The sequence below is a fragment of the Vibrio sp. Of14-4 genome, assembly GCF_022347625.1.
Taxonomy (GTDB): domain Bacteria; phylum Pseudomonadota; class Gammaproteobacteria; order Enterobacterales; family Vibrionaceae; genus Vibrio; species Vibrio pristinus.
In genome coordinates, this window is record NZ_JAKRGI010000002.1 from 257,451 (window position 1) to 278,558 (window position 21,108).

Here is a 21,108-nt window from a genome sequence, read left to right on the forward strand (position 1 = left end):
CTGTAAAAGCAGGTGGGTAGTGACCCAACCCTGACTTTGCTACAAATTAAATATTGTATTCCTTCCGGATTATATAAACTAAACTTAAAGGGATTAAAGCAAGCAGGCTGTAAATGTGGGAAAAGTTAGTCAGCTTATCTGAGGATAATCAACAGATTATCGCTAAGCTACCGCAAGACATGGCTCTTGACGGGAAACTGAGTGATAAAGGTGTTGACGAAGCATTGAACGATATTGGCGCCAACGACTTTTGTTTGCTGACAGATGAAGTGAATCGTTTTGTCAATTGTGCGAATGAAGGGAAGAGCGAAGCGCTGATAGGGTTTCCTATTGCTGAAGTTAGGGATGCTGAGGTCGAGGTAGTGTTATCTGATCATGACATGCTCGCCAGTATGGTTGTGACTGGTGCATATCGTGGTGCTCCACTTAAAGGGCCTCAAATTGTACATGCCTTGGCTCGTGCTCATGTCACTAAGGGTATAAATAAGCTTGCACTAAAGAAAGTTTTAGTTATGAGTCACCAGCTAAAGCCCGGAGAAACCTTTACCCAGCCAGTTGCTAAAGGGAAAAGTCCGGTACAAGGCCAAGATGCTAAGTTCATTCCTTTAGTCAAGGACGTTACCAAACAAGTGCTAGCGCCGACAAAAGATGAAAGTGGCAAAGTAGACATGTTAAACCTTGGTGAAACTGTTACGGTTGAAGCCGGGGCTCGTTTAATGAAACGTATCCCTGCAACTAAAGGTGTCCCGGGTATCACTGTTCAAGGAAAGTCTATTCCACCTAAGCCTGGTACTGATACTACCCTGAAAGTTTCAAAAGGTTCTGCAATTTCTCCAGATGACCCCAATCTACTTATTGCTGAAGTTTCTGGAATGCCTATCATCAAAGAGCGTTCTGTAGAGGTTGAAGACGCACTCTGCCTTCCTTCAATTGGGGTCGCTACTGGCCATATAAAATTCAAAGGTAACGTGATTATTACGGGAAATATTGAATCGGATATGGTGGTGCGTACAACAGGAAACCTTACTGTTGGTGGCTTTATTGAGTCAGCCGACGTGCAGGTGCAGGGGGATATTGAAGTTGCGAAAGGTATCATAGGGCACAATGTTTCAGAAGGTGAAGAGAAAAGCTGTAAGGTAAAATCTGGTGGATCAATTACAGCAAACTATGCGCAGTTTTCAGAGCTACAAGCTGGGGAAAATATCAACCTTTCTATTCATTGTATGAGTAATGAGCTTCGGTGTGGTAAGGACCTTACGGTTTCAGATGAAGCTGGAAAACAAGGTACACTTAGCGGTGGTAGTGCAAAAGTGGGTGGTAAAGTTATCTGCGTTAATTTAGGAGTTGAGGGCGATACTGCTACTCATGTTAATGCTTTTGCTCGTTATGCAAATTTTAAAGAGCGCCAACAAAAGTACAAAGATGAATACACCGCAGCTCAAGAAGCAACCATGAAAGTGGTTCGAAAAGAGCTTGAATTCAAGAAAACCCCCAAAGCTGAGCGTACCGAAGAAGACGAAGCCAATCTTGCTAAAATGAAACAAGAGTCTAACGAAAGGTTAGAAAAAGCGAAAATGGCAAGAGATCGGCTAGAGATGGAACTAGAGGAAGCGCTAGAAGAAAATACTATAGAAGTTAAGAATAAAGTCTATACGCATGTTACGGTGCAATTTGGTGAAGAAAAAGTGATCACAAAACGTGTTCATGGTACCAGTACTTTTAGCTTTACTCAGTATGAGATTAAGTGCGCTTCAGCGATGGACGAAGAAGCGCTAGAGCAAGAGTAAGTAAAACGCTATCAAGCTTGCCATCATAGCGATACCTAGGAGGCAAGTTTATTTTTTCATGCGCTATTATGCTAACAGTCGTCGCCTGAGATAGGAACGACGAGGATGTCTACAGGGGAGCGATTGATAAGCTGTCGAGAGTAGGAAAGAATCTTACTCCAAAAATCTTGATGGTGTCCGCAAAGTAACAAATCAACACGATAGTTTTCTATTGTCTCCGAAAGTTTATTGGCTAAGTTACCCGTTCCGACCAGAAAATGTCGAATGGGAAAGTCTACGTTAGCTTCGAAGGACCTTAACTTTTTCATAGCAAGCTCATTCACAGGTCTCACATTGGTATCGGAGTGAATATCAATAAGCTCTGGGTATATCTCTCCATGAGAGCCATCAAGGTGAATAAAAGAGATATCAGCCTTGTGTTGCTTAGCCATAAAGATAGCCCTCTCTATCAGAATATTACTGTCATCAGATAGTTCTAAAGCAACCATAATGTGTTGATATTGCATAGCTATTTCCTTCTATTGTCTTTGACTTTGATATCATAAAGCTGATTGAAGAAGAATATTGTTTGCCAGATCTCTAATGTGAAAGTTATTGGTTTATGCTCTCATCACTGTGATATAGTTAAATACTCCTTACCCTTAATTGTTGACACATTAGACACACAACTTTTACTCAGATTTGTTAAAGTTAGACCAACGATGATGATGCCTTCCCGTTCTTGGGTGGCCGAGTGTTTACCACAGTTTCTAAAAATTCTATGAAGTTAAATCGATGTACCAATCGTCTGCGCAACTACGATTTTGAACTGACTTTGTTCAAAAGACGAGCTGCAGTTGCTTTTATTGCCATGGTATCTTTATGTTTTATACTTGTTGCCAACCTATATAAGCTAGAAGTCGACAGTTTTTCTTACTATCAGACGCGAGCAAACGACAATAGGATTCAAGTGTTGCCTATTTCGCCTCCTCGAGGCGTAATCTACGACAGAAACGGAAAACCTGTTGCCCAAAATATACCTATTTATGTATTGGAAGTTGTACCGAGTAAAGTTGCTTCTATGAAAGATTCTGTTGAACGCTTGTCGAACTACATCGAGTTCACATCAGAGCAACAGCAAAAATTAACTCAATTACATCGCTCAAACCATAAAACACAGACAATTAAAACTGGTTTAAGTGAAATAGAAATAGCTCAATTCTCCGCCCATCAACATGAATTTCCGGGTTTTAAGATCAATGCTGAAATGAAACGCTACTATCCCTATGGTGAGTCACTAACCCATATTGTTGGTTACGTAGCGCACATTAATGACCGTGATTTAGAACGCTTAAAAGAAGAAGGGGAGTTGACTAACTATAGAGCGACAAAAATTATCGGTAAGTTAGGAATTGAACGGTACTATGAAAATATTTTGCACGGAAAGCAGGGATACGAAGAAGTTGAGGTAAATAACCGAGGTCGAGTAATAAGAACGCTTAAATATGTTCCTCCTATTGCGGGCAAAGATCTTGTCCTTAATATTGATGTCGATTTACAACAGCATGTTTATAAACTTTTGGGCGATAGGCAAGGCAGTGCTGTGGTCCTTGATCCTACTGATAATAGTGTTCTGGCGATGGCTTCCAGTCCTAGTTATGATCCCAACCCATTTGTTGATGGTATCTCCGGATCGGAATATCGTAAGTTATTGCAAGACCCCCATCACCCTTTACTCAATCGAGCAACCTTAGGTGTATACCCACCTGCGTCTACGGTAAAACCCTTCATCGCGATAGCTGGTTTAAGTGAAAAGGTAGTAAGCCCTGATACTGTCCGAAACGATCATGGTCGCTGGCAGATCCCTGGCTCTAAACGTGGTTCCAAGGCTTGGCGAGATTGGAGGCGCTGGGGCCATGGTGATGTCGATGTGACCTTGGCGATTGAAGAATCGGTGGATTCGTTTTTCTATCAAATGGCGTATGACTTAGGCATAGACAGAATATCGGACTGGATGGGGATGTTTGGTTTTGGCCAGAGAACTGGCATTGATATCTTCGAAGAAACTGCGGCGAATATGCCGACTAGAGAGTGGAAGCAACGCAGGCATCATCAGCCATGGTACAAAGGTGATACGGTTCCAATTGGTATTGGGCAAGGATATTGGACGGCGACACCGCTCCAATTAGCTAAAGCCACTTCTGTGTTGGTTAATCATGGGGCTGTGACCTCTCCACACCTACTCAAAGCTGTGATTGAACATGGGCAGGAGTTTAATCAAGCTCAGACAGTTGAATACGCAAAAACAAAAGAAATGAATCAAGTGAATGATGCATACTGGGATATTTCTCTTAATGCAATGCGTTTGGTTAATCAAGGCTCCAGAGGTTCAGGGCGCCGTTCATTTAGAGGAGCTAAATACTGTAGCGGAGGTAAATCTGGTACCGCACAGGTATTTGGCTTAAAAAAAGACGAGGTGTATAACTCCAAAGAGTTGAGCAAACATCTACTCGATCATGGTCTATTTACGGGATTTGCACCATGTGAAAGCCCGAAGTATGTTGCCACGGTAGTCATTGAACATGGAAATGGGGGCTCTAGGGTGGGAGCACCATTTATCAGAAAGGTCTTTGATTATTTGCTGGTAGAAGAGAAAACATAGTAGTTTGAAGTCATTTGATTTTTGAGATTCTCTATATATTAAACTAGATTCATATTGTCTGGTCATTTTCTAGAGAATCATCAAATGAAAAACATTCTATCAAATGTTTCAGTAACCAATCGTTTGTTGGCTATATCCATTATTTTTGTTGTCACTGTCGTTATTATCGCTATGGATGTGATTTCGACGCTTGAAAAAAATAAACAAGATGGAACGGTAATCAATGTTGCGGGTCGACAAAGGATGTTGACTAAAAAGTTTGCCAGTGAAGTGATGCTCACTTTACAAAAACAAAGCCAAGTTACTGCGCCTCAACTGAACTACGAAAATACCATTAAACTCTATGAAACTTCATTGCGTGCATTAAAATCTGGTGGGCAAACCTTCTCTGATTTGTCGATGCAGTCACCCATTATGCTAAAAGAGAGCTTCGCCGTTGATTTTAAAACAAAACTCATCGAAGTTGAGCGGCTCTGGTTCACGCAAAAAACGCTAGCTTTAGATTTGTTGCAGAGCGAAGTGCGCCCTTCTGATGAGAAAATAGATGCCTTTATGATGGCAAATCACAAAACATTGGCAGCAATGCATCAAGCCGTTCTGAGCTACAACAAATATTCTGATCGAAACATTAGCTCTTTAAAAACGGATATAGTGTTCATTTCTTTGGTCAGTTTAACCCTTACCATGGTACTCCTTTATCTAATCGGCAAAAGCTTGACTCAGCCAATTCACCAGTTGGTGAAGATCACGAGAGAGATTAGCAAAGGTGATTTAAGTGATAACCACTCTGCTGGGTTGGCCAATAAGAGTGAACTTGGCTTTTTGGCGGCCAATATTTTTTCTATGAGACATGCTTTATCCTCAGTAGTTAAAGGCCTAAAAACCAGCGCAGACAGTATTTCACGTTTATCCAATCGGGTTGAGACCTTAGCCCAAGAGGTGGACAGTAGCTATGATGACGAAAAGCGAAAGTATGATGAGATCGCTAAAATCTCCGATGACTTGGTAATGTCGTTTGAGCGTGTTTCTCAAGTGGTTGAAAAAACTTTATTGTCGGCGTCTGAAAGCCAAAAGAGTGCTCAGCTTGGTTTGGAGACAATACATAACAATATTAGAGCCGTTGAACTTGCTTCTGCTGAGTCAGAAAAAGTATCGGCTAACGTACAAGAGCTGAGTTTAGTCGCTGAAAAGGTTTATAGCATTATTGATGTCATTCAAGTCATTGCAGAACAAACTAACCTACTTGCTTTGAATGCGGCGATTGAAGCGGCCAGAGCGGGAGAGCAAGGTCGAGGATTTGCAGTTGTGTCTGACGAAGTACGCATGTTAGCCAGTAAAACAAACCACTCTACAGGTGAAATTAGTCACCTACTTAATGACTTAACTGACAGGGTGAAAGCCTCTGTAGAATCTGTGGCTCAGTTGCAAACAGAAGTCGAGAACAGTAAGAAGTGCAGTAACTATACTGCTGAAAACATAGACCGAATTTCTAACTCTATCTCACTGACCGTTGGTCAGCAGCATGAAATAGCTGCTTTGATTGATGAGCAGTCAAAAAGTATCCATGAACTTAGAGAAGCACAGGGTTACTTATCTAATTTGTTAAAAAATACCAATAAAAAAATCAAAGATAGCTCATTTATCGCGGTGGATATGAATGATATGGCGAAGGGAATTTCCTCTACGTTAGATGATTTTTCTTTATCCGCCAGTAGCCAGTAGCCAGACGTTCTATATGAGCGTGATCTTCTAGATTTCAGTACTATTTGAAAAGAAAAGCGGGTATGAATACCCGCTTTTGGTCACTTTCTTGATGGCAGTCTCAGGAGTTACTTTTGGGTGCACTTTTGTTTACCTCTTTCCAAAATTGAACGCGAATACGGTGCAGTCGGGCTCTTCTCATTTTTTTCATTAAACGTCCTCACTATGAGTATTTTCAGGTTATGACGATTGTAAATCAGTTACTTAGTGAACAAATTTAATGTAGTGACCGATAGAAAAGATCGCCAGAATTCGAGGTTTAGTTTTTCCTTAAATACTGAGTTTTATTTAATGAAAGTGAAGTTAAACTCATTTTCATGGAACTGTAATGTAAATCTCACCTCGCCTGATTGCGTATTCCTTACAAAAGAAACAATAGTTTAACTTTGTTGTCATTTTTGCGGTCTATCCTCTCCCAATATTAAAAAAACACACAAGGAGTCAGCAATGAAAAACCGCGAAGAGCAAGAGTCTCAATTTAGTCAAATGGTAGATGCGAGATTATCTCGTCGGCGTTTTTTAACTGGAACGGCTGCTGTTGGAGCAGGCGCTTTTTTATCCCTTAACCCAATTGCTAAAGTGTTTGCAGATAACAAGAAAAGCGTATTACTGAACTTTGATGCTGTTCCAGCCTCTACAAGCGATACTTTTATTGTACCTAAAGGTTACAAAGCAACACCTTTGGTTTCCTGGGGGGATCCTCTTTTCGCCGACTCCCCTGCGTTTGATCCAAGTGGAAAGCAAAGATCTAAAGCACAATTAAAGCAGTTTGGTGACAATAATGATGGCATGAGCTTATTTCCAATCAGCAAAGATAGGGCAGTCATTGCGGTTAATAATGAGTATACCAACTATGAATATTTATTTGATCATGGCGGTAAGTCAATGACGGTGGATGATGTGGTTAAGGCTCAAGCGGCACATGGAGTGACGGTATTTGAGATTACATCATCAGGTGGTAAATGGCAGCTAGACAAAAATGGCACGCGCAACCGCCGAATTACAGCAAATACTGAAATGAGATTAACCGGACCTGCGGCTGGACACAGTTTGATGAAAACTAAAATGGATCCCTCTGGAACCAAGCCGCTGGGAACGTTTGCAAATTGCGCCAATGGACAAACCCCGTGGGGGACTTACCTTACTTGTGAAGAGAACTTTGACGGTTACTTTGGCAGCGTTAAAAAAGTGGAATTATCTGATGATCATAAACGCTATGGCATTTCGGCACAGCAAAGCGAATGGCAGTGGCACAATACCGACGAGCGTTTTGACGTTTCATTGAACCCTAATGAGCCACATCGTTTTGGCTGGATTGTTGAAATCGATCCCCATGATCCGACATCGACTCCTCTAAAGAGAACGGCTCTTGGTCGTTTCAAGCATGAGAATGCCGCAGTTGTGGTCAATGATGATGGTCATGTTGTTGTATACATGGGAGATGATGAGCGTGGAGAGCATCTCTATAAATTCGTGTCCAAGAATAAATATCAGCAAGGCAATGACAAACAAAACAGAAACTTACTGGAAGAAGGAACTTTGTATGTTGCTAAGTTCGGTATGGATGATGACGAACTAAAAGGTCATGGACAATGGTTAGAGCTGACCTATGGGAAAAATGGTTTGGATAAAACCAATGGTTTCGGTGACCAAGCGGAAGTGGTTACATTTGCTCGCCGAGCGGCCACCCATGTCGGAGCAACAACCATGGATCGCCCTGAATGGGTTGCCGTTCATCCTGATAAGAAATTTGTCTTTTGTACCCTGACCAATAATAAACATCGAGGTGTCAAAGAGGGGCAGCCTGTCGGAGGACCTAATCCGCGTAAAAAGAACCACTATGGACAGATTGTTCGCTGGGCACCATCAAACGGCGATCATACAGCTAAGACATTTACTTGGGATCTTTATCTCATCGCTGGTAATCCAAGTGTGCATAAAGGCAATTTGTATGCGGGAAGTGACAATATTAACACAGGTAATATGTTCAATAGTCCTGATGGTATCGGTTTTGATAAGGCAGGCCGCTTGTGGATTCAAACGGATGGTGATTATTCGAACAAAGGGGATTTTGCTGGACAGGGTAATAACCAAATGCTTTGTGGTGATCCTATGACAGGCGAAGTACGTCGCTTTTTAACAGGACCTATTGCGTGTGAAATCACAGGTTTGACCTTCTCTGAAGATTATAAAACCATGTTCGTAGGCGTTCAGCATCCGGGAGACAATGGAGCTCCGTCTCATTTCCCTGCTGGCGGGAACAGTAAACCTAGGTCAACTATTATGGCGATTACCCGTGACGATGGCGGTGTGATTGGGGCGTAATCACGCTCGCGTATTTAGGCAAAAGAAAAAGAAGGAGCAGTAATGCCCCTTCTTTTCTTGGTTGTAAACCAACTAAAAACCTCACGTTCGCACTAATCTGAACGTCCTCGGCCAGAAATTTTCCATGTATCCACTACTTGTCCATTTTTCACAACATGCAAATAGTCAAAGTTGTTTAAAGTTGTGTCACAATGGCTAGGCGTTAGTGTTAAGGTTTGACCTATATTGAGTGTTTGGTGTGAGTCGATATGCAATATGCCATGTTCGTCACCACCACATTGATAGGTGATATCTTGCCTAGTATCGACAGTCGGCATCCCTAGATCGATTGAAAGTGATTTCATACCAGCGTCAATGATGGCGCGGCTTGGTGTTGGGTGGCTTATCACAGTGCTAAGTACTTTTAGAGCTGGGACAAACTGCCGGTTATCATCCTGATTTTGCTCGTCTCCGATCTTGGAATATGAAGCATCCATAAACAGATACGATCCAGCCTGTATCTCAGTGTAATGCAAACCTTGATACGCCTGATAAGTACCAGTCCCCCCCCCGCTGATAATTTGGGGGGTTAGGTTGCGTGGTTTGAGCTCAGTTTCTATGTAGTCAAATAGCTCGGTAACGGCTGTTCGTGCTTGTTTTTGTCTTTCTTCGAAGCCTTTAATAAGTTGCAAGTGACCACTGTATGCTTGTATGCCCGAGTAATTTACTCCTTGAGTATCGACGATTTTTTCAATCAGAGCTAATAAGTCTTGACCAACCGCGACACCACATCGTTGTTGGCCACTTTCGACCTCTATTAAAAGGTTGACTTCTACTTGCGACTGCTTGGCTACTTTAGCAATACTCTCAACGTGCAAAGGGTGGTCGATAACTTGATATAGCTTTGCTTTAGGGTATTGAGTATGGAGCTTAATTAGACGCTGGACTTTGTTATCCCCTGCAATAGGCGTGGTGATAAGAATGTCTTGAATGCCACCTTCGAGCATGATTTCAGCTTCACCGAGTTTAGAAGTACATATTCCTTTTGCACCGAAATCAATCTGTTTTTGTGCTAGCTGAGGGATTTTATGTGCCTTAGTATGAGGTCTGAGTGTTAAGCCGAGATGATCAATTCTACGTTGCATTTCTGTCAGGTTGTTCTCGACAGTTTCTATGTCAATGAACAAGGCTGGTGTATCTAGGTTTTCTAGTTTCATAGTCTGATATTTCTTATTTTATCGCATTTTGGGGAACATAGGATTTGTTGTTATGGCATGGTTTTGCCTAATATTAAACTATCGCACTTAATTGCCGTTAACATATTAGTAACCTTATTTTGTTTTGCGACTCATTTTGAAAGCGAGATTGTGTTAATAATGCCACATTAGCTATCTATTTGAACAGTAATAGCTTTTCCGAAATTATGATGGATTGATTTATGGCACACCGCTTGCGTTATTGAGAATATTCATGCATTTTGAATCACAGGAGGCGGTTATGGCTCATTCCCTTAATTCTCAGGCTGGCCACCGTAGTGTCAACATCTTTAGCCTACGTATGTTTGCTGACAACAGGTCACATCACCCTGAAGTAGAGAAGTATGACGTAAAGCATGATGATCATGATCGTTCCCAAAGTAACGGCTTTCCATTGCTGGTTGATTCCGGCGTGTTTGAACTTCCCGAACAAGTCTGTCCTTATACCAAGTTTGATACGGACAGTGTGATTGCAGAGAAAGACACATTAGGCTCTCTGACCATAGATTGTCATGGCCGCTGGTGCTACTCAGTGTATAACATCAAGATGCAATTTCTAAAACTTGGTGAGGAGAAAATGGAGCAGTTTTCTGTTTGCACCGAGCAAGGCCAGCAATTCACAGTTTTTTTGACTCTGATTGGGAGTCAAGGCGGTGCTATGGTTGATAAAGTAACAACGGAAACCTCCGCTTTCTAGCGTTGAGATCTGATTAGGCGGCATTGAGTTGTGCCGCCAGCTCACGGCCACTTCCACGAAACTTGTCTATTGTCGCTGCAAAGTCAGCGGGTATTTGTAGAAGCCTAGAATCTGGATGTTCATTGATGTATCTCATTTTAGACTCATCGGTCATGAGTTCATCCCAATCTCTATTTATCGTGCGCGCCAAGTGAATGGTTGTGGCCATTTGAGGAGATAACTCAGCGTCTCTTGGTTCATGGAAGTTTGCGATAGCATCAACCATAGGCGCAGGGAAGTGCCATGATCTTGCCAATTTCGCACCCAATGCTGGAGCGCTGATATTCAGCAACTCTTCTTGGACAGATATGGCGTCTTCTCCATTTTGTGTTCGTGTTGCTATTTGTACAGCAGCCTCAGGCACTAATGTATGAATCATGAGCTCGCCGATATTATGTAGGATGCCCGTAGTAAAAACTTCGTGAGGGTCCACTTTCATTTGCTCAGCAATTTTACTCGCGATGACGGACACTTCAAAAGTGTCTATCCAGTATTGATTGAGATCTAATGTTTTTACTTTAGGAAAGGCACTCGATAGTACAGAGGCAACGACTAATGTTCTTACCGGTCCTGTTCCCACACGTAATAGTGCTTGATGAACGGAAGAGACGGCCGTATTACCACCAAAGTGAGCAGAGTTAGCCATGCGCAAAAGTCTTGCGCTAAGCACCTGATCGGTTGATATTTTTTGTGAGAGTTGCTCGAAATCCACTTCATCTTCATTCACCATGTTAAGCAAATCTTGAAGTACTTTTTGAATGCGAGGCAGTTCGTTGATACGAGATAAAAGAGCTTCTTGCGCCATGTAGAAAACCTCTGAGCCTATGAGAGCCATTACTATAGGATAGCATGTTGGTGTGATGCCTGAAGCGTACGTTGGCACAATAAATTTTGGGGTGTTAGAGAACTCGATTTCTTGCTAGCATTGAATTTAAATAGTCGGGGAGCTTATATGGACTGGTGCCTTATAAGCTGAGATCGCATTGTGGGACCCGTCGAACCTGATTCAGTTAATACTGGCGTAGGGAACTATTTGCACGGGCGCGTAAGCGACACCTGTTCTCACTTTGCTCACTTATATCGTGTTGAGTGGTTGTGATTGGCAAAGCGTTTCTTTACTTCCAGTACAAGGAGCTATTATGCCAAACCAAGACCTCATCCCTCCAGTTGTATTAACCATTGCGGGTTCTGATAGTAGTGGAGGTGCAGGTATTCAGGCTGATATTAAAGCCATCTCCGCAACGGGTAGTTATGCTTGTTCTGTTATTACGGCGATTACTGCTCAAAATACACTTGGCGTTTCTGCTATTCATCCGACACCACTTCATCTCATTGAAAGTCAGCTAGATGCTGTATTTAGTGATCTTGATGTTGCCGCTGTTAAAGTAGGAATGCTTGTGGACTCAAGCGTAATCAAGATAGTTGTAGATAAACTTAAGCAATATAAACCCCGATACTTAGTCATTGATCCTGTGATGGTTTCGACCAGCGGACAAATACTCACACAAGATTCTTCAATTAGTACATTAAGAGAGAAATTGCTGCCGATGGCCGATTTAGTCACCCCTAACTTGCCAGAGGGAGCAGTGCTTATTGGAAAAAGTGAACCTAAGGATATACACCAGGTAGAGAGTATGATCGAGCCATTGCGTCAGCTTGAGTGTGAGGCTGTGCTTTTAAAAGGCGGACATATGGAGTCTTCATCAAATAGTTCCGATTTACTGATCCTACCTAATCGTACGGAGTGGTTGCATTCGAGACGTCATTCAACCCGCAATACACATGGTACAGGGTGTACACTATCTTCTGCTATTGCGTCTTATTTGGCTCAGGGTTATCGATTACATAAAGCCATATACTTGGCAAAACAGTATATCACGCAAGCCATCGCTCATGCCGAATTGCTTAATGTTGGGAAGGGAAGAGGGCCTGTTCATCACTTTTTTGATGGTCATACCAATGTTCGTTGATATGCGGTCACCCTTGGTGTTCATCTATGAACTGGCTCAGCAGAAACAGGCTATTGGTCCTAAGTTATTGAGTAATATAATGCTACTGTGTGATGGCTTTAACATGTTAGCGCGAACTTTCACTGATTTGACATTGATCTGATAAATTGTCCCTAGTGCATCGATTAATATTTTGCCTCTTCAAGATTTCGATGCGGAGTATAGGTGGTGAAGCATTCTTTATCTAGCAATCAATATTATGTGACACTTCTGGTCTTATTTTTTCTTGGAATAATGGCGTTAAGTGTCTTTGTTAATGATATTGATTTACTCAGCTCTGTGTCAGTCCCTGTAGGTATTAGCGCAACTGTCCTAACGTTTTCTGCTGGCCCCAAAGGGTTTGTTATTTCACTTATCGTTATGTTAGCTATTTCTTGGAAACTCATTCCAACACCTTCCGAGCGGGTAAAAAAAATAGTGCACCTAGGGTTGATACTTGTTCTAGGCTTTGTTTGTAAGTCGGCCCTTAAACAGCTGACTGAAATTCCTAGGCCATACACTGAAGTCTTAACTCAAAATCTTTTGATCCCCCAGCCTTCGCATTTCTATAACCTAAGCTCGTTGCAGAAAAATGAGGTGATAGCAGAGATGGGGGGGATAGTGAGCGGTTGGAGAACGTCTCAGTGGCAGGGAGAGAGAGACTACTCATTTCCCTCAGGACACACTATTTTCGCTGCTGTTTGTTTGGCATTTTTTGGTAATGTATTTCTCCGAAATGGTCGTTACTTGCTCACTCTAGCAATAAGTGCGTGGGCCATGGGAGTAGCATACAGTCGATTATGGTTTGGAATGCATAGGCCGATAGATCTTTTAGGCTCTGTGGTTTTTGTTTTGTTGATCTACCTGTTCGCTGACAAGTTGGAGCGCTTGAGTGATAAAATTTTGAGCTGGCGCCTTAAAGCGAAATTGGGATAGAGGTTTGGGAGAAAGAAACTGTCAGGAAAAATACAACGCTTCCCAACAGTTACACTTTACGTTATAGATCTCGCATAAGTGTTTCGTACTCTTCATTGGCTTTCGATATGAGGAGGTACAGCTCTATCGCGTCCTTGTCATCAAGGTCGAGTTGCCACTGGTTTTGTGCTTCCTTGCCTTTTAAGCGTGTCTTGCCTGCTAGTTTTTCAAAGCTTACGTTGCAAAGCTCTGTTTGGTGATGTTCTTTGTTCTCAATAATATCAACATCTAATAGCCCAGTCGGGTTTACCTCTATATGTGCATGAAAGTGATTTTTATCTTGTAGTTCGTAGTCTCTGAATGTTGAAATCATCGTTAATTCCCCCCTAGCAATTTATTGATGAGTTTTTCAATTGTAGGACAGTGTTTCGCGTGTGGTCACAAATAATCTCGAAGCTTGATCTTGGTTAAGTAGATGTTCAAAATTCCGTCACGGATTTCAGTCTTTTTTCGATGGCATTGATCGCATGAACGACAGATGCTGGTGGAGATTTTGAATAGGGATGAAGCGCATAGACATTGTTTATTGCTAGATAATGATCTTTAAAACAAGGCTCTATATCTGAATATTGAGCGAGCAAGAAATCTGGCAATAAACCAATCCCCATGTTGTGTTGAATCAGGCTAGCGACTTGATTGACGCTGTTTGCTCTGTGGTGGGACGTGTAGCTCAGTTCTATAGTCGATGCGCTTTGTTTGTTATGCAGAATATGAACTACTTCTTTGGGCTGCCAGTGGTTTGCAATGTAATTTGCGTCACTGGGCGACTCAAGGCTATGTGTGGATCGGCAGAGTATGTCTTGAAAGCGGCCAATTCTTTTTTGTTTTATGTGACTATTTGGGGACTCTCCAACTCGAATGGCAATGTCGATATCGTGCTGAAGCAAATCTAATTTTCTATCGTCGGCGATCAAGTGCAGTGATACCTTGGGATACAGGGCAAATGCATCACTTAAAGCTGGAATGACTATGCTATCGATCAGGGCGACAGGTGCGGTTACCGATACTTTCCCTTGCGGTTGATGTTGGAGTTGGTGTATGTCCTCCCATGCTCGCGACATCACATCATTTAATGCGACACAGTGCTGATAGAATTGTTCTCCAGCCAGAGTCAGTGATTGTCTTCGCGTTGTTCTCTTAAGTAAATCGACATTGAGTTCATTCTCTAGATGCTTAAGGTGATTACTAAGTACAGACTTTGATAGCTCAAGCCTCTCAGCTGCCTTCGAAATAGAGCCTGAGTCTACAATCGTTTTGAAGATCAACATTTGCTTGTGTTTATTCATTATTGTTCTCTTTTTATGAATAGTGTTTTCTAATTTGTTTGTTTTTCCATGTTAAAACTAGCAATACACTGCTCTCATCAAACTAGCAAGGAGAATTAAAATGAAACCATCAATTTTGACATTATGTAACTTGGGTAGTGAAGGATGGAAAACGGCATTTAACCAAAACGATGCTAGGGGATGTGCTGAGCAATATACTCATGATGCAGTTATGGTCGCTAAGCCTTTTGGTACCTTTGAAGGTCGTGAGCAGATACTTAAATTTTGGCAAGGTATCATAGATCAAGGCTTTTCTGATGTGGCTTACAGCGACATTCAATGGGAGCAAGTCGATGATAAAAGCTTTGTATTGTCCTCGCGTTGGATCATGAACAAAGCCTATGGCGTAGTTCATAAAGAAGTATGGACCTTATGCGAGGATGGGGCTGCGCGTTTGTCTTATGATGAATTTGAAGTGTTAGGTGAAAGATAGTAATGCTAACGGGGTTTATCCCCGTTACAGTATCGAAAGCTGACTAGAGTCAATGCTTATTTGAACATTATGAAGTCAATTTCATTCGCAGAGCAGGTCGTTTCCATCCAATCTTTCGGGGTCATCCCAATCGCATTTTTTGTCTTCATTTGAACTGAATTGGCTGTTTGAAGTAATGTCTTAGAAAAAACCAACTTGTTCACTCTTTTTATACTATTCTTTTCGTCGTTCTTTAATGCCCAATGAAGGGCAAATGCATCAAATACATTTCTTTCTTCGATAGATTCTGCCATAGATTTTAAATGGTTTCGGTTGCCCAATTCCGCAGCAATATGAAGGGGAGTAAAGCCTCGATGATCACAGAGTGAGCAACGTGTCGGCGAAAATTTAGTTAGATCCAGGTTATTATGAAAAGCACCGAAATGACAAGGTAGCTGACCTAGCTTGTTTTTTTGGCTGATTAGATTTGGGAGTCTTTTGGCGATTGAACTGGAAAGAGGAGAATTAATCATTAAGGCATAATGCAGAATATTATTGTCTATTGAATCTAGAACATTAACAATTTTTCTATTATTTATCATATCAATAAATAGGTCGGACTCTTGGTTGTCTAGGTTTTTAATTGGATTAAAGAATAAGTTAAAGAGAGTGACAGATCCTTTGTCTTTTTGACACTTTTCGATTAGTTCTTTCATTCCATTGTCACTGTGATTGTTTTCTCTGGGAGAAATTCGCTAATGAAGTCCCGGCAAGCTTTGATACTTTTGAATGTCGCAATATCGTTACGTTTGGTGACAAATACAAAATATTGATCTTTTAGTTTTCCTCGAAAGAATATGACTCTGTCAGAGATCACCATCTCGATATCATCCACGTAACTTCTAGTCAGAGCGTCCATATCATAAGCGCTAATTCTTATCATTTTTTAATTCAACTTGAAATGTATAAATACCTAGTTTTTTTAATGCCTTTAAGCATGAATCTAAGCTTTTAAAAATCTTTTTCATGCCGTGGGAGTCAGATAAATAAGCCGATTTCTCATCTTGGGTGAAAAAGTGAACACTGAATCCAAGTTTTTCTTCTATCACAGTTGTAAAGGATACAAAACCGAGCGATATCATAATTTGAGCTTTCCCCTGGGAAATCAGAATCTCATCGCTCATTCAACCGCCCAATCATTTGTCTAAAGCGTACCAAGAAATTATCCATTTTTCTTTTTGCTATATCAATACAAAAAGAAACAATAATTAATTATTGAAATAAATAATTCAATATTGCATTATTGTTTGGTTCTTTAAGAATGAGTTGTATTTTAAAAAGTCAATAAATATTGCTGACTATCCTATTTATTAGGTGGCGATCATGACTTAAAGCGTTGACATATCGAGCTGGTGCTTATTTATTGCTGACTTTATTAATGATAACTGTTGTCTTTGAAATAACCCCAAGTTTAGATATAAGTATAAAAAGACCTTGATAATCTTGCATGCATGACGCTATTGATAAAGATTGCAGCGAAAGCTGCGCTCTAGAAAAGAGCTTTTGGTTGACAGGGCCAAAAGCTTATTAGAAGGATTTTGGATTATGAGCGCTTGGATAACGGTATTATCTCATGCGTTAGTTCATTTTGTGCTTCGATACTTTGAGCCATGATCATTTTTTTAAAATATACGTAAAGGGCAGGCAAAAAAACATAATGGTATTCGTTCTCTTCAATTGCCGGAGAGCGATGCCTGCTGTAGCTGCACGTGGATATTCTCAAGAGATTCTGATGTTGCGCTACCTTGTCGTTTGGCCAAGTTTAGTGCCCACTTTCCAAGTGAAGAGTAGACATCGCTGAGCATGCCATCGTCATCTTTTAAGGCATCTAAGTGTTTACTGATCGTTTCTGAATCCCCTCGCGCTATAGGGCCAGTTAAAGCGGATACCGTTCCTAAGGTGAATACATTGGTGATTGTGCCACGTACAATCGGCTCCATGACTTTGAGTGCGCTCTGTCTGTCAAGACCTGAGTCAACATACATTGAGGTTGCGGCTTCTAATAGTGCAACAAGATTATTGCATGCCATCACAGTTGCGCCATGGTAAAGAGCTTTTTTATCGGTATCGATTTTAAAGCTTTGTCCTCCGATGCTGTGCAAACAGGTCTCGAGTATGTTTAGTGCTTTTTCATCCCCCTCGACTGCGCAAAAAGTACCGTCAAAATCTGACACTGCGATAGCAGGATCGGCAAAACTTTTGACCGGATGCACACTAGCGATATAGCACCCATGCTTTTGACCCCGTTTAAAAAGACTTGAAGGAGCAACACCACTGCAATGAAAAATCACGCTACCTTGTTTAAAGTTGTGAACATCCAACATGCGATCGCACACTTCTTTTAGAGCCCCGTCCGCCGTTGTTATCATATACAGATCGGCTTGCTCCATGTCATCTAAGTTGGCAATTGGAGTTCCTGCACCGATAAATGAAGCAGCTCTTTCAGCGCTTAATTTGGTTCGGTTATAAATCGAACCTAACTGCACAACGTTGGTATCGACCAGCAGTTTTCCAAGAGTTTGGCCAACACGACCTGCGCCGACAATATTTATTTTCATACAGGTTTCCATACACTTATTATCTTCTCGATGGTTCATGCCCTTCATAGACTGGCAGGGTTGTTTCTAGTTCTTCCCAATTTCCTTTTGACGTGATGAAATTATGAGATATTGGCCTTTCGACTATATCAGTACCGATAGCCCCTAAACGGATTCTCACTTTGTCTGGCTTGGTTGAATTGGAGCTATAAATGGGTGCACCACATGTTAAACAAAAATATTTTCGCTTACCTAAGCTACTTTCATAGTAAGTAAGAGTACCTTTTTTATCATTGAGCTGAAGATCGGAGTTATTCACATAACCATTGGTTGCAAACGCGCTACCACTTGCCTTTCGACATAGTGAACAATGGCAATAAATAGGGTCTGTGATTCCACCATGTATCTCGAACTGGATTGAACCACATAAACAACTTCCTTTGTACATTTCGCCTCCGTGGTGACTGAACAAGATATTTGTCTAACTATTTGTTAGTCCTATTGTGCAGTCTCTCCATTAGAAACTCAATTTATAATCAATGGGTTAATCACAGTGGTCAAACTTTGGCGGCAAAAGTATGTTAACCAATCTGGCTGACACGCTAAAGCATATATGTGCTCAATCAACATAGGATAAGGTTGCGAATACGACAGAGGTTAGTCTTCTGTCGCTTCATGGATCGCTTGCTTGGTGTCTTCCCATACTTTAGATGAGTCATCTTTTACTCCTTGCCACGTATTTGAGCAGCCGGCAACTAGTAATATCAGAGTGATAAATGCAATTCTCATGTTTTGTCCTCAGTTAGATTACTTGTTGTTAACTGTATCAAAAATGATGTGGTTAAACAGGTTCTTGCTCTTGCTTTGTGCTCCAATGTGATTCATATGCATCAAGAAAGTGAATAACCTAGCTGTGTTAACTGAAATCGGTTTATACTTCGACTGTTGTAGAAATGCTTGTGTTTAGGAGCAATGAATGAAACTTGAGGAAGTGGCAAAGGCGCTCAAAGAGCTTGGACACCCTACTCGTTTATCGATTTATAAATGTGTTGTCAAAGCGGGTAAGAAAGGTGTATCTGTCGGTACGATCCAAGATATGCTAGAAATTCCAGGTTCGACCCTTTCTCATCATATTTCGAGTCTAGCTTCTGCAAAGTTGATTACCCAGCGTCGAGAGGGGAGAACACTCTATTGTGTGGCCGAGTACCAAAATCTCTCTGAGGTAATTTGTTTTCTTCAGGCTGAGTGCTGTATCAATGAATCTTGTTAACAAACCCCGTTCATATAGGAGAAATGCATGATTTCAGCTTTTTATGCTTCGATATTAGCTGGATTAATGATCTGGCTTTCGTTTCAAGTCATTAAACAGCGTCGTAGTGCTAAAGTCGCTTATGCAGATGGTGGGGTTAGTGCGCTGCAAGTGGCTCGGAGTGCGCACGGTAATGCAGTTGATTACATTCCAATCACTTTAATTTTATTAATTTTGGTTGAGTATAATGGTGCTAGTTCGTGGATGATTCATGCCATCGGTATTTTGTTTTTTGTGGGTCGGATAATACACGCTAGGGCTATTTTGGCAGAAAATTTAAAAGGTCGAGTTCAAGGTATGAAGCTTACTTTTCTGTCGATGGTGCTACTGATGGTGCTCAATATGTTGTACTTGCCATACAGTCAGTTATGGTAGAGGCGCTGAGTGAACGCAGTTTGTAGTCTGCTTTGGTTTTTCTATACCTTTCATTATCCTTCTTTATCGGTTTTATGTTTTGAGACAGTTAACGTTTTTATAACAAAAAAACTCTTTTCCTCACTTTATATGGGATCATTTGGTGTGCTGCCTGAGCCTGATGAGGAAATATTATAGATGAATCGAAACGATAATGTCCCTTTGCCTACCAACACCAGTGAGTGGCTGTTTAATCGTAACAGCCTTATTGTTCTTGCTAATGTTGCTCTATTTATCACTTTATACTTCACTTTACCTTTTAAGCCTCAAGTCGTATTAGGCCTGAGTATACTGACGTTTATTGGTATTCTTTGGCTAACTGAAGCGCTACATGTCACTGTTACCGCAATTCTTGTTCCTATTTTGGCTGTCTTATTTGGTATTTTTGATACCCAAACTGCACTCAATAATTTCTCAAATTCGATTATCTTTTTGTTTCTAGGGGGCTTTGCACTTGCAGCGGCAATGCATCGCCAGGGATTAGATAAGGTCATTGCAGATAAAGTGTTAGTTATCGCTAGGGGTAAGATGAGCACAGCTGTATTTATGCTTTTTGGGGTTACGGCAGGGCTGTCTATGTGGATCAGTAACACAGCGACAACGGCCATGATGCTGCCGCTAGTTTTAGGCGTGCTAAGTAAAGTTAACTCTGAAAGCGGTCATAAAACCTATGTGTTTGTTTTGTTGGGTACGGCGTATAGCGCGAGTATTGGCGGAATTGCGACTGTTGTGGGTAGCCCACCAAACGCCATAGCAGCGGCACAAGTCGGTCTGAGTTTTACCGATTGGATGAGTTTTGGTTTACCAACTTCATTGTTACTTTTACCGATTGCTATCGCAGTGTTGTTTTATGTATTAAAGCCTAATTTGTCAGGTGAGTTTGAATTGGACCATGCGCCTATTGAGTGGGATAAAGGAAAGATGGTTACCTTGGCAATTTTCGCATTGACAGTGTGTCTATGGATTTTTAGTAAACCAATTAACGCTATGGTGGGAGGTTATGCCAAGTTCGATACTATTGTGGCTTTAGGTGCTGTTATTGCGGTTAACTTTGCTCGTGTTGTCCATTGGAAAGATATCGAGCGAACAGCGGATTGGGGGGTATTACTACTGTTTGGTGGTGGTATTTGCTTGAGTAACGTGCTCAAAGCTACCGGAACCAGTGTTTTTCTTGCCAATGAACTGAGCGAGCTGATTTCACAGATGGGCATTGTTGTTGTTGTCGCTATCATTGCAGCTTTTGTCGTGTTTCTTACTGAATTTGCGAGTAATACTGCCAGTGCCGCTTTACTTATCCCAATTTTTGCCAGTGTTGCTGAAGCGTTCGGATTATCACCGATTGTGCTGTCCGTATTGATAGCGGTTGCGGCTTCTTGTGCATTTATGCTTCCAGTGGCGACACCACCTAATGCAATTGTATTTGGCTCTGGTCATATCAAACAGAATGAGATGATGCGGGTTGGTTTTATTCTTAACCTGGTTTGTGTGCTTCTACTTACACTGATAGCAACCATTTTATGGGTCTGATACACCGAATCATTTTTCCATCCTGATCGGATTTCTTAGTGTCATAGTATGAAGTTTACCTGCTTTTGATTTGAGT

The 21,108-nt window shown here is 41.4% G+C and carries 22 protein-coding genes and 1 riboswitch; of the genes, 11 read left to right on the forward strand and 11 right to left on the reverse strand.

All coding sequences use genetic code 11. The features are described from left to right. Nucleotides 1-113: 113 nt before the first annotated feature. Nucleotides 114-1,787, forward strand: coding sequence for a FapA family protein (locus tag MHN79_RS03425; protein ID WP_239171727.1), 1,674 nt, complete (start codon nucleotides 114-116; stop codon nucleotides 1,785-1,787). Nucleotides 1,788-1,858: 71 nt separating this feature from the next. Here MHN79_RS03425 and MHN79_RS03430 read toward each other — a convergent pair whose 3' ends face one another. Further along, nucleotides 1,859-2,293 (reverse strand): universal stress protein, encoded by a 435-nt coding sequence (locus tag MHN79_RS03430; RefSeq protein WP_239171728.1) that lies wholly within the window; start codon nucleotides 2,291-2,293, stop codon nucleotides 1,859-1,861. A gap of 254 nt (nucleotides 2,294-2,547) precedes the next feature. On the opposite strand from MHN79_RS03430, the gene mrdA reads away from it, so the two are divergent. The 3 genes from mrdA to MHN79_RS03445 all read left to right on the forward strand — a co-directional run bounded on the left by mrdA (nucleotide 2,548) and on the right by MHN79_RS03445 (nucleotide 8,514). After that, nucleotides 2,548-4,428, forward strand: coding sequence for a penicillin-binding protein 2 (mrdA, locus tag MHN79_RS03435; RefSeq protein ID WP_239171787.1), 1,881 nt, complete (start codon nucleotides 2,548-2,550; stop codon nucleotides 4,426-4,428). A gap of 84 nt (nucleotides 4,429-4,512) precedes the next feature. Continuing rightward, on the forward strand, nucleotides 4,513-6,150 hold the full coding sequence (locus MHN79_RS03440) for a methyl-accepting chemotaxis protein (protein WP_239171729.1): 1,638 nt from the start codon (nucleotides 4,513-4,515) through the stop codon (nucleotides 6,148-6,150). Between the two features lie 486 nt (nucleotides 6,151-6,636). Beyond that, nucleotides 6,637-8,514 carry a PhoX family phosphatase gene (locus MHN79_RS03445; RefSeq protein WP_239171730.1) on the forward strand — a complete coding sequence of 626 codons (1,878 nt, stop codon included), beginning with the start codon at nucleotides 6,637-6,639 and terminating at the stop codon, nucleotides 8,512-8,514. Nucleotides 8,515-8,606: 92 nt separating this feature from the next. Here MHN79_RS03445 and MHN79_RS03450 read toward each other — a convergent pair whose 3' ends face one another. Continuing rightward, nucleotides 8,607-9,710, reverse strand: a complete 1,104-nt coding sequence (locus MHN79_RS03450; protein WP_239171731.1) for a DSD1 family PLP-dependent enzyme — start codon at nucleotides 9,708-9,710, stop codon at nucleotides 8,607-8,609. A gap of 280 nt (nucleotides 9,711-9,990) precedes the next feature. On the opposite strand from MHN79_RS03450, the gene MHN79_RS03455 reads away from it, so the two are divergent. Beyond that, entirely contained in the window at nucleotides 9,991-10,446 is a 456-nt protein-coding gene (locus MHN79_RS03455; RefSeq protein ID WP_160928970.1) for a VCBS domain-containing protein, read from the forward strand. A gap of 13 nt (nucleotides 10,447-10,459) precedes the next feature. On the opposite strand, the gene MHN79_RS03460 is transcribed toward MHN79_RS03455, so the two are convergent. Then, complete coding sequence (locus MHN79_RS03460) at nucleotides 10,460-11,290, reverse strand: HDOD domain-containing protein (protein WP_239171732.1); 831 nt, start codon at nucleotides 11,288-11,290, stop codon at nucleotides 10,460-10,462. Nucleotides 11,291-11,415: 125 nt separating this feature from the next. Next, a riboswitch (TPP riboswitch) is annotated at nucleotides 11,416-11,530 on the forward strand. A gap of 94 nt (nucleotides 11,531-11,624) precedes the next feature. Here MHN79_RS03460 and thiD point away from each other — a divergent pair. Both thiD and MHN79_RS03470 read left to right on the forward strand, forming a co-directional pair. Continuing rightward, complete coding sequence (gene thiD, locus MHN79_RS03465; RefSeq protein WP_239171733.1) at nucleotides 11,625-12,455, forward strand: bifunctional hydroxymethylpyrimidine kinase/phosphomethylpyrimidine kinase; 831 nt, start codon at nucleotides 11,625-11,627, stop codon at nucleotides 12,453-12,455. Nucleotides 12,456-12,662: 207 nt separating this feature from the next. After that, nucleotides 12,663-13,409, forward strand: coding sequence for a phosphatase PAP2 family protein (locus tag MHN79_RS03470; protein WP_239171734.1), 747 nt, complete (start codon nucleotides 12,663-12,665; stop codon nucleotides 13,407-13,409). A 61-nt stretch (nucleotides 13,410-13,470) separates the two neighbouring features. Here the strand turns inward: MHN79_RS03470 and MHN79_RS03475 are convergent, their stop codons facing one another. Then, nucleotides 13,471-13,761, reverse strand: coding sequence for a hypothetical protein (locus MHN79_RS03475; protein ID WP_152432362.1), 291 nt, complete (start codon nucleotides 13,759-13,761; stop codon nucleotides 13,471-13,473). 106 nt (nucleotides 13,762-13,867) lie between these two features. Beyond that, nucleotides 13,868-14,734 (reverse strand): LysR family transcriptional regulator, encoded by an 867-nt coding sequence (locus MHN79_RS03480; protein ID WP_239171735.1) that lies wholly within the window; start codon nucleotides 14,732-14,734, stop codon nucleotides 13,868-13,870. A gap of 100 nt (nucleotides 14,735-14,834) precedes the next feature. On the opposite strand from MHN79_RS03480, the gene MHN79_RS03485 reads away from it, so the two are divergent. Then, nucleotides 14,835-15,206, forward strand: a complete 372-nt coding sequence (locus tag MHN79_RS03485) for a nuclear transport factor 2 family protein (RefSeq protein ID WP_239171736.1) — start codon at nucleotides 14,835-14,837, stop codon at nucleotides 15,204-15,206. A 56-nt stretch (nucleotides 15,207-15,262) separates the two neighbouring features. On the opposite strand, the gene MHN79_RS03490 is transcribed toward MHN79_RS03485, so the two are convergent. The 6 genes from MHN79_RS03490 to MHN79_RS03515 all read right to left on the reverse strand — a co-directional run bounded on the left by MHN79_RS03490 (nucleotide 15,263) and on the right by MHN79_RS03515 (nucleotide 18,571). After that, nucleotides 15,263-15,901 (reverse strand): ankyrin repeat domain-containing protein, encoded by a 639-nt coding sequence (locus MHN79_RS03490; RefSeq protein ID WP_239171737.1) that lies wholly within the window; start codon nucleotides 15,899-15,901, stop codon nucleotides 15,263-15,265. Continuing rightward, complete coding sequence (locus MHN79_RS03495) at nucleotides 15,898-16,128, reverse strand: hypothetical protein (RefSeq protein WP_239171738.1); 231 nt, start codon at nucleotides 16,126-16,128, stop codon at nucleotides 15,898-15,900. The genes MHN79_RS03490 and MHN79_RS03495 overlap by 4 nt, the downstream gene beginning before the upstream one ends. Then, nucleotides 16,115-16,369, reverse strand: a complete 255-nt coding sequence (locus MHN79_RS03500) for a hypothetical protein (protein ID WP_239171739.1) — start codon at nucleotides 16,367-16,369, stop codon at nucleotides 16,115-16,117. The genes MHN79_RS03495 and MHN79_RS03500 overlap by 14 nt, the downstream gene beginning before the upstream one ends. Nucleotides 16,370-16,918: 549 nt before the next feature. Beyond that, nucleotides 16,919-17,803 (reverse strand): Rossmann-like and DUF2520 domain-containing protein, encoded by an 885-nt coding sequence (locus MHN79_RS03505; RefSeq protein WP_239171740.1) that lies wholly within the window; start codon nucleotides 17,801-17,803, stop codon nucleotides 16,919-16,921. Between the two features lie 19 nt (nucleotides 17,804-17,822). Beyond that, nucleotides 17,823-18,230 (reverse strand): GFA family protein, encoded by a 408-nt coding sequence (locus MHN79_RS03510; protein WP_239171741.1) that lies wholly within the window; start codon nucleotides 18,228-18,230, stop codon nucleotides 17,823-17,825. Nucleotides 18,231-18,439: 209 nt separating this feature from the next. Further along, entirely contained in the window at nucleotides 18,440-18,571 is a 132-nt protein-coding gene (locus MHN79_RS03515) for an entericidin EcnAB (protein ID WP_160928994.1), read from the reverse strand. 187 nt (nucleotides 18,572-18,758) lie between these two features. On the opposite strand from MHN79_RS03515, the gene MHN79_RS03520 reads away from it, so the two are divergent. From MHN79_RS03520 to MHN79_RS03530, 3 genes are all read left to right on the forward strand, one after another. Further along, nucleotides 18,759-19,052: a metalloregulator ArsR/SmtB family transcription factor gene (locus tag MHN79_RS03520; protein ID WP_239171742.1), complete on the forward strand. Its 294-nt coding sequence runs from the start codon at nucleotides 18,759-18,761 to the stop codon at nucleotides 19,050-19,052. Between the two features lie 27 nt (nucleotides 19,053-19,079). Beyond that, nucleotides 19,080-19,466, forward strand: coding sequence for an MAPEG family protein (locus MHN79_RS03525; RefSeq protein WP_239171743.1), 387 nt, complete (start codon nucleotides 19,080-19,082; stop codon nucleotides 19,464-19,466). Nucleotides 19,467-19,643: 177 nt separating this feature from the next. Further along, nucleotides 19,644-21,032: a DASS family sodium-coupled anion symporter gene (locus MHN79_RS03530; protein WP_239171744.1), complete on the forward strand. Its 1,389-nt coding sequence runs from the start codon at nucleotides 19,644-19,646 to the stop codon at nucleotides 21,030-21,032. The last annotated feature ends 76 nt before the right edge of the window (nucleotides 21,033-21,108 follow it).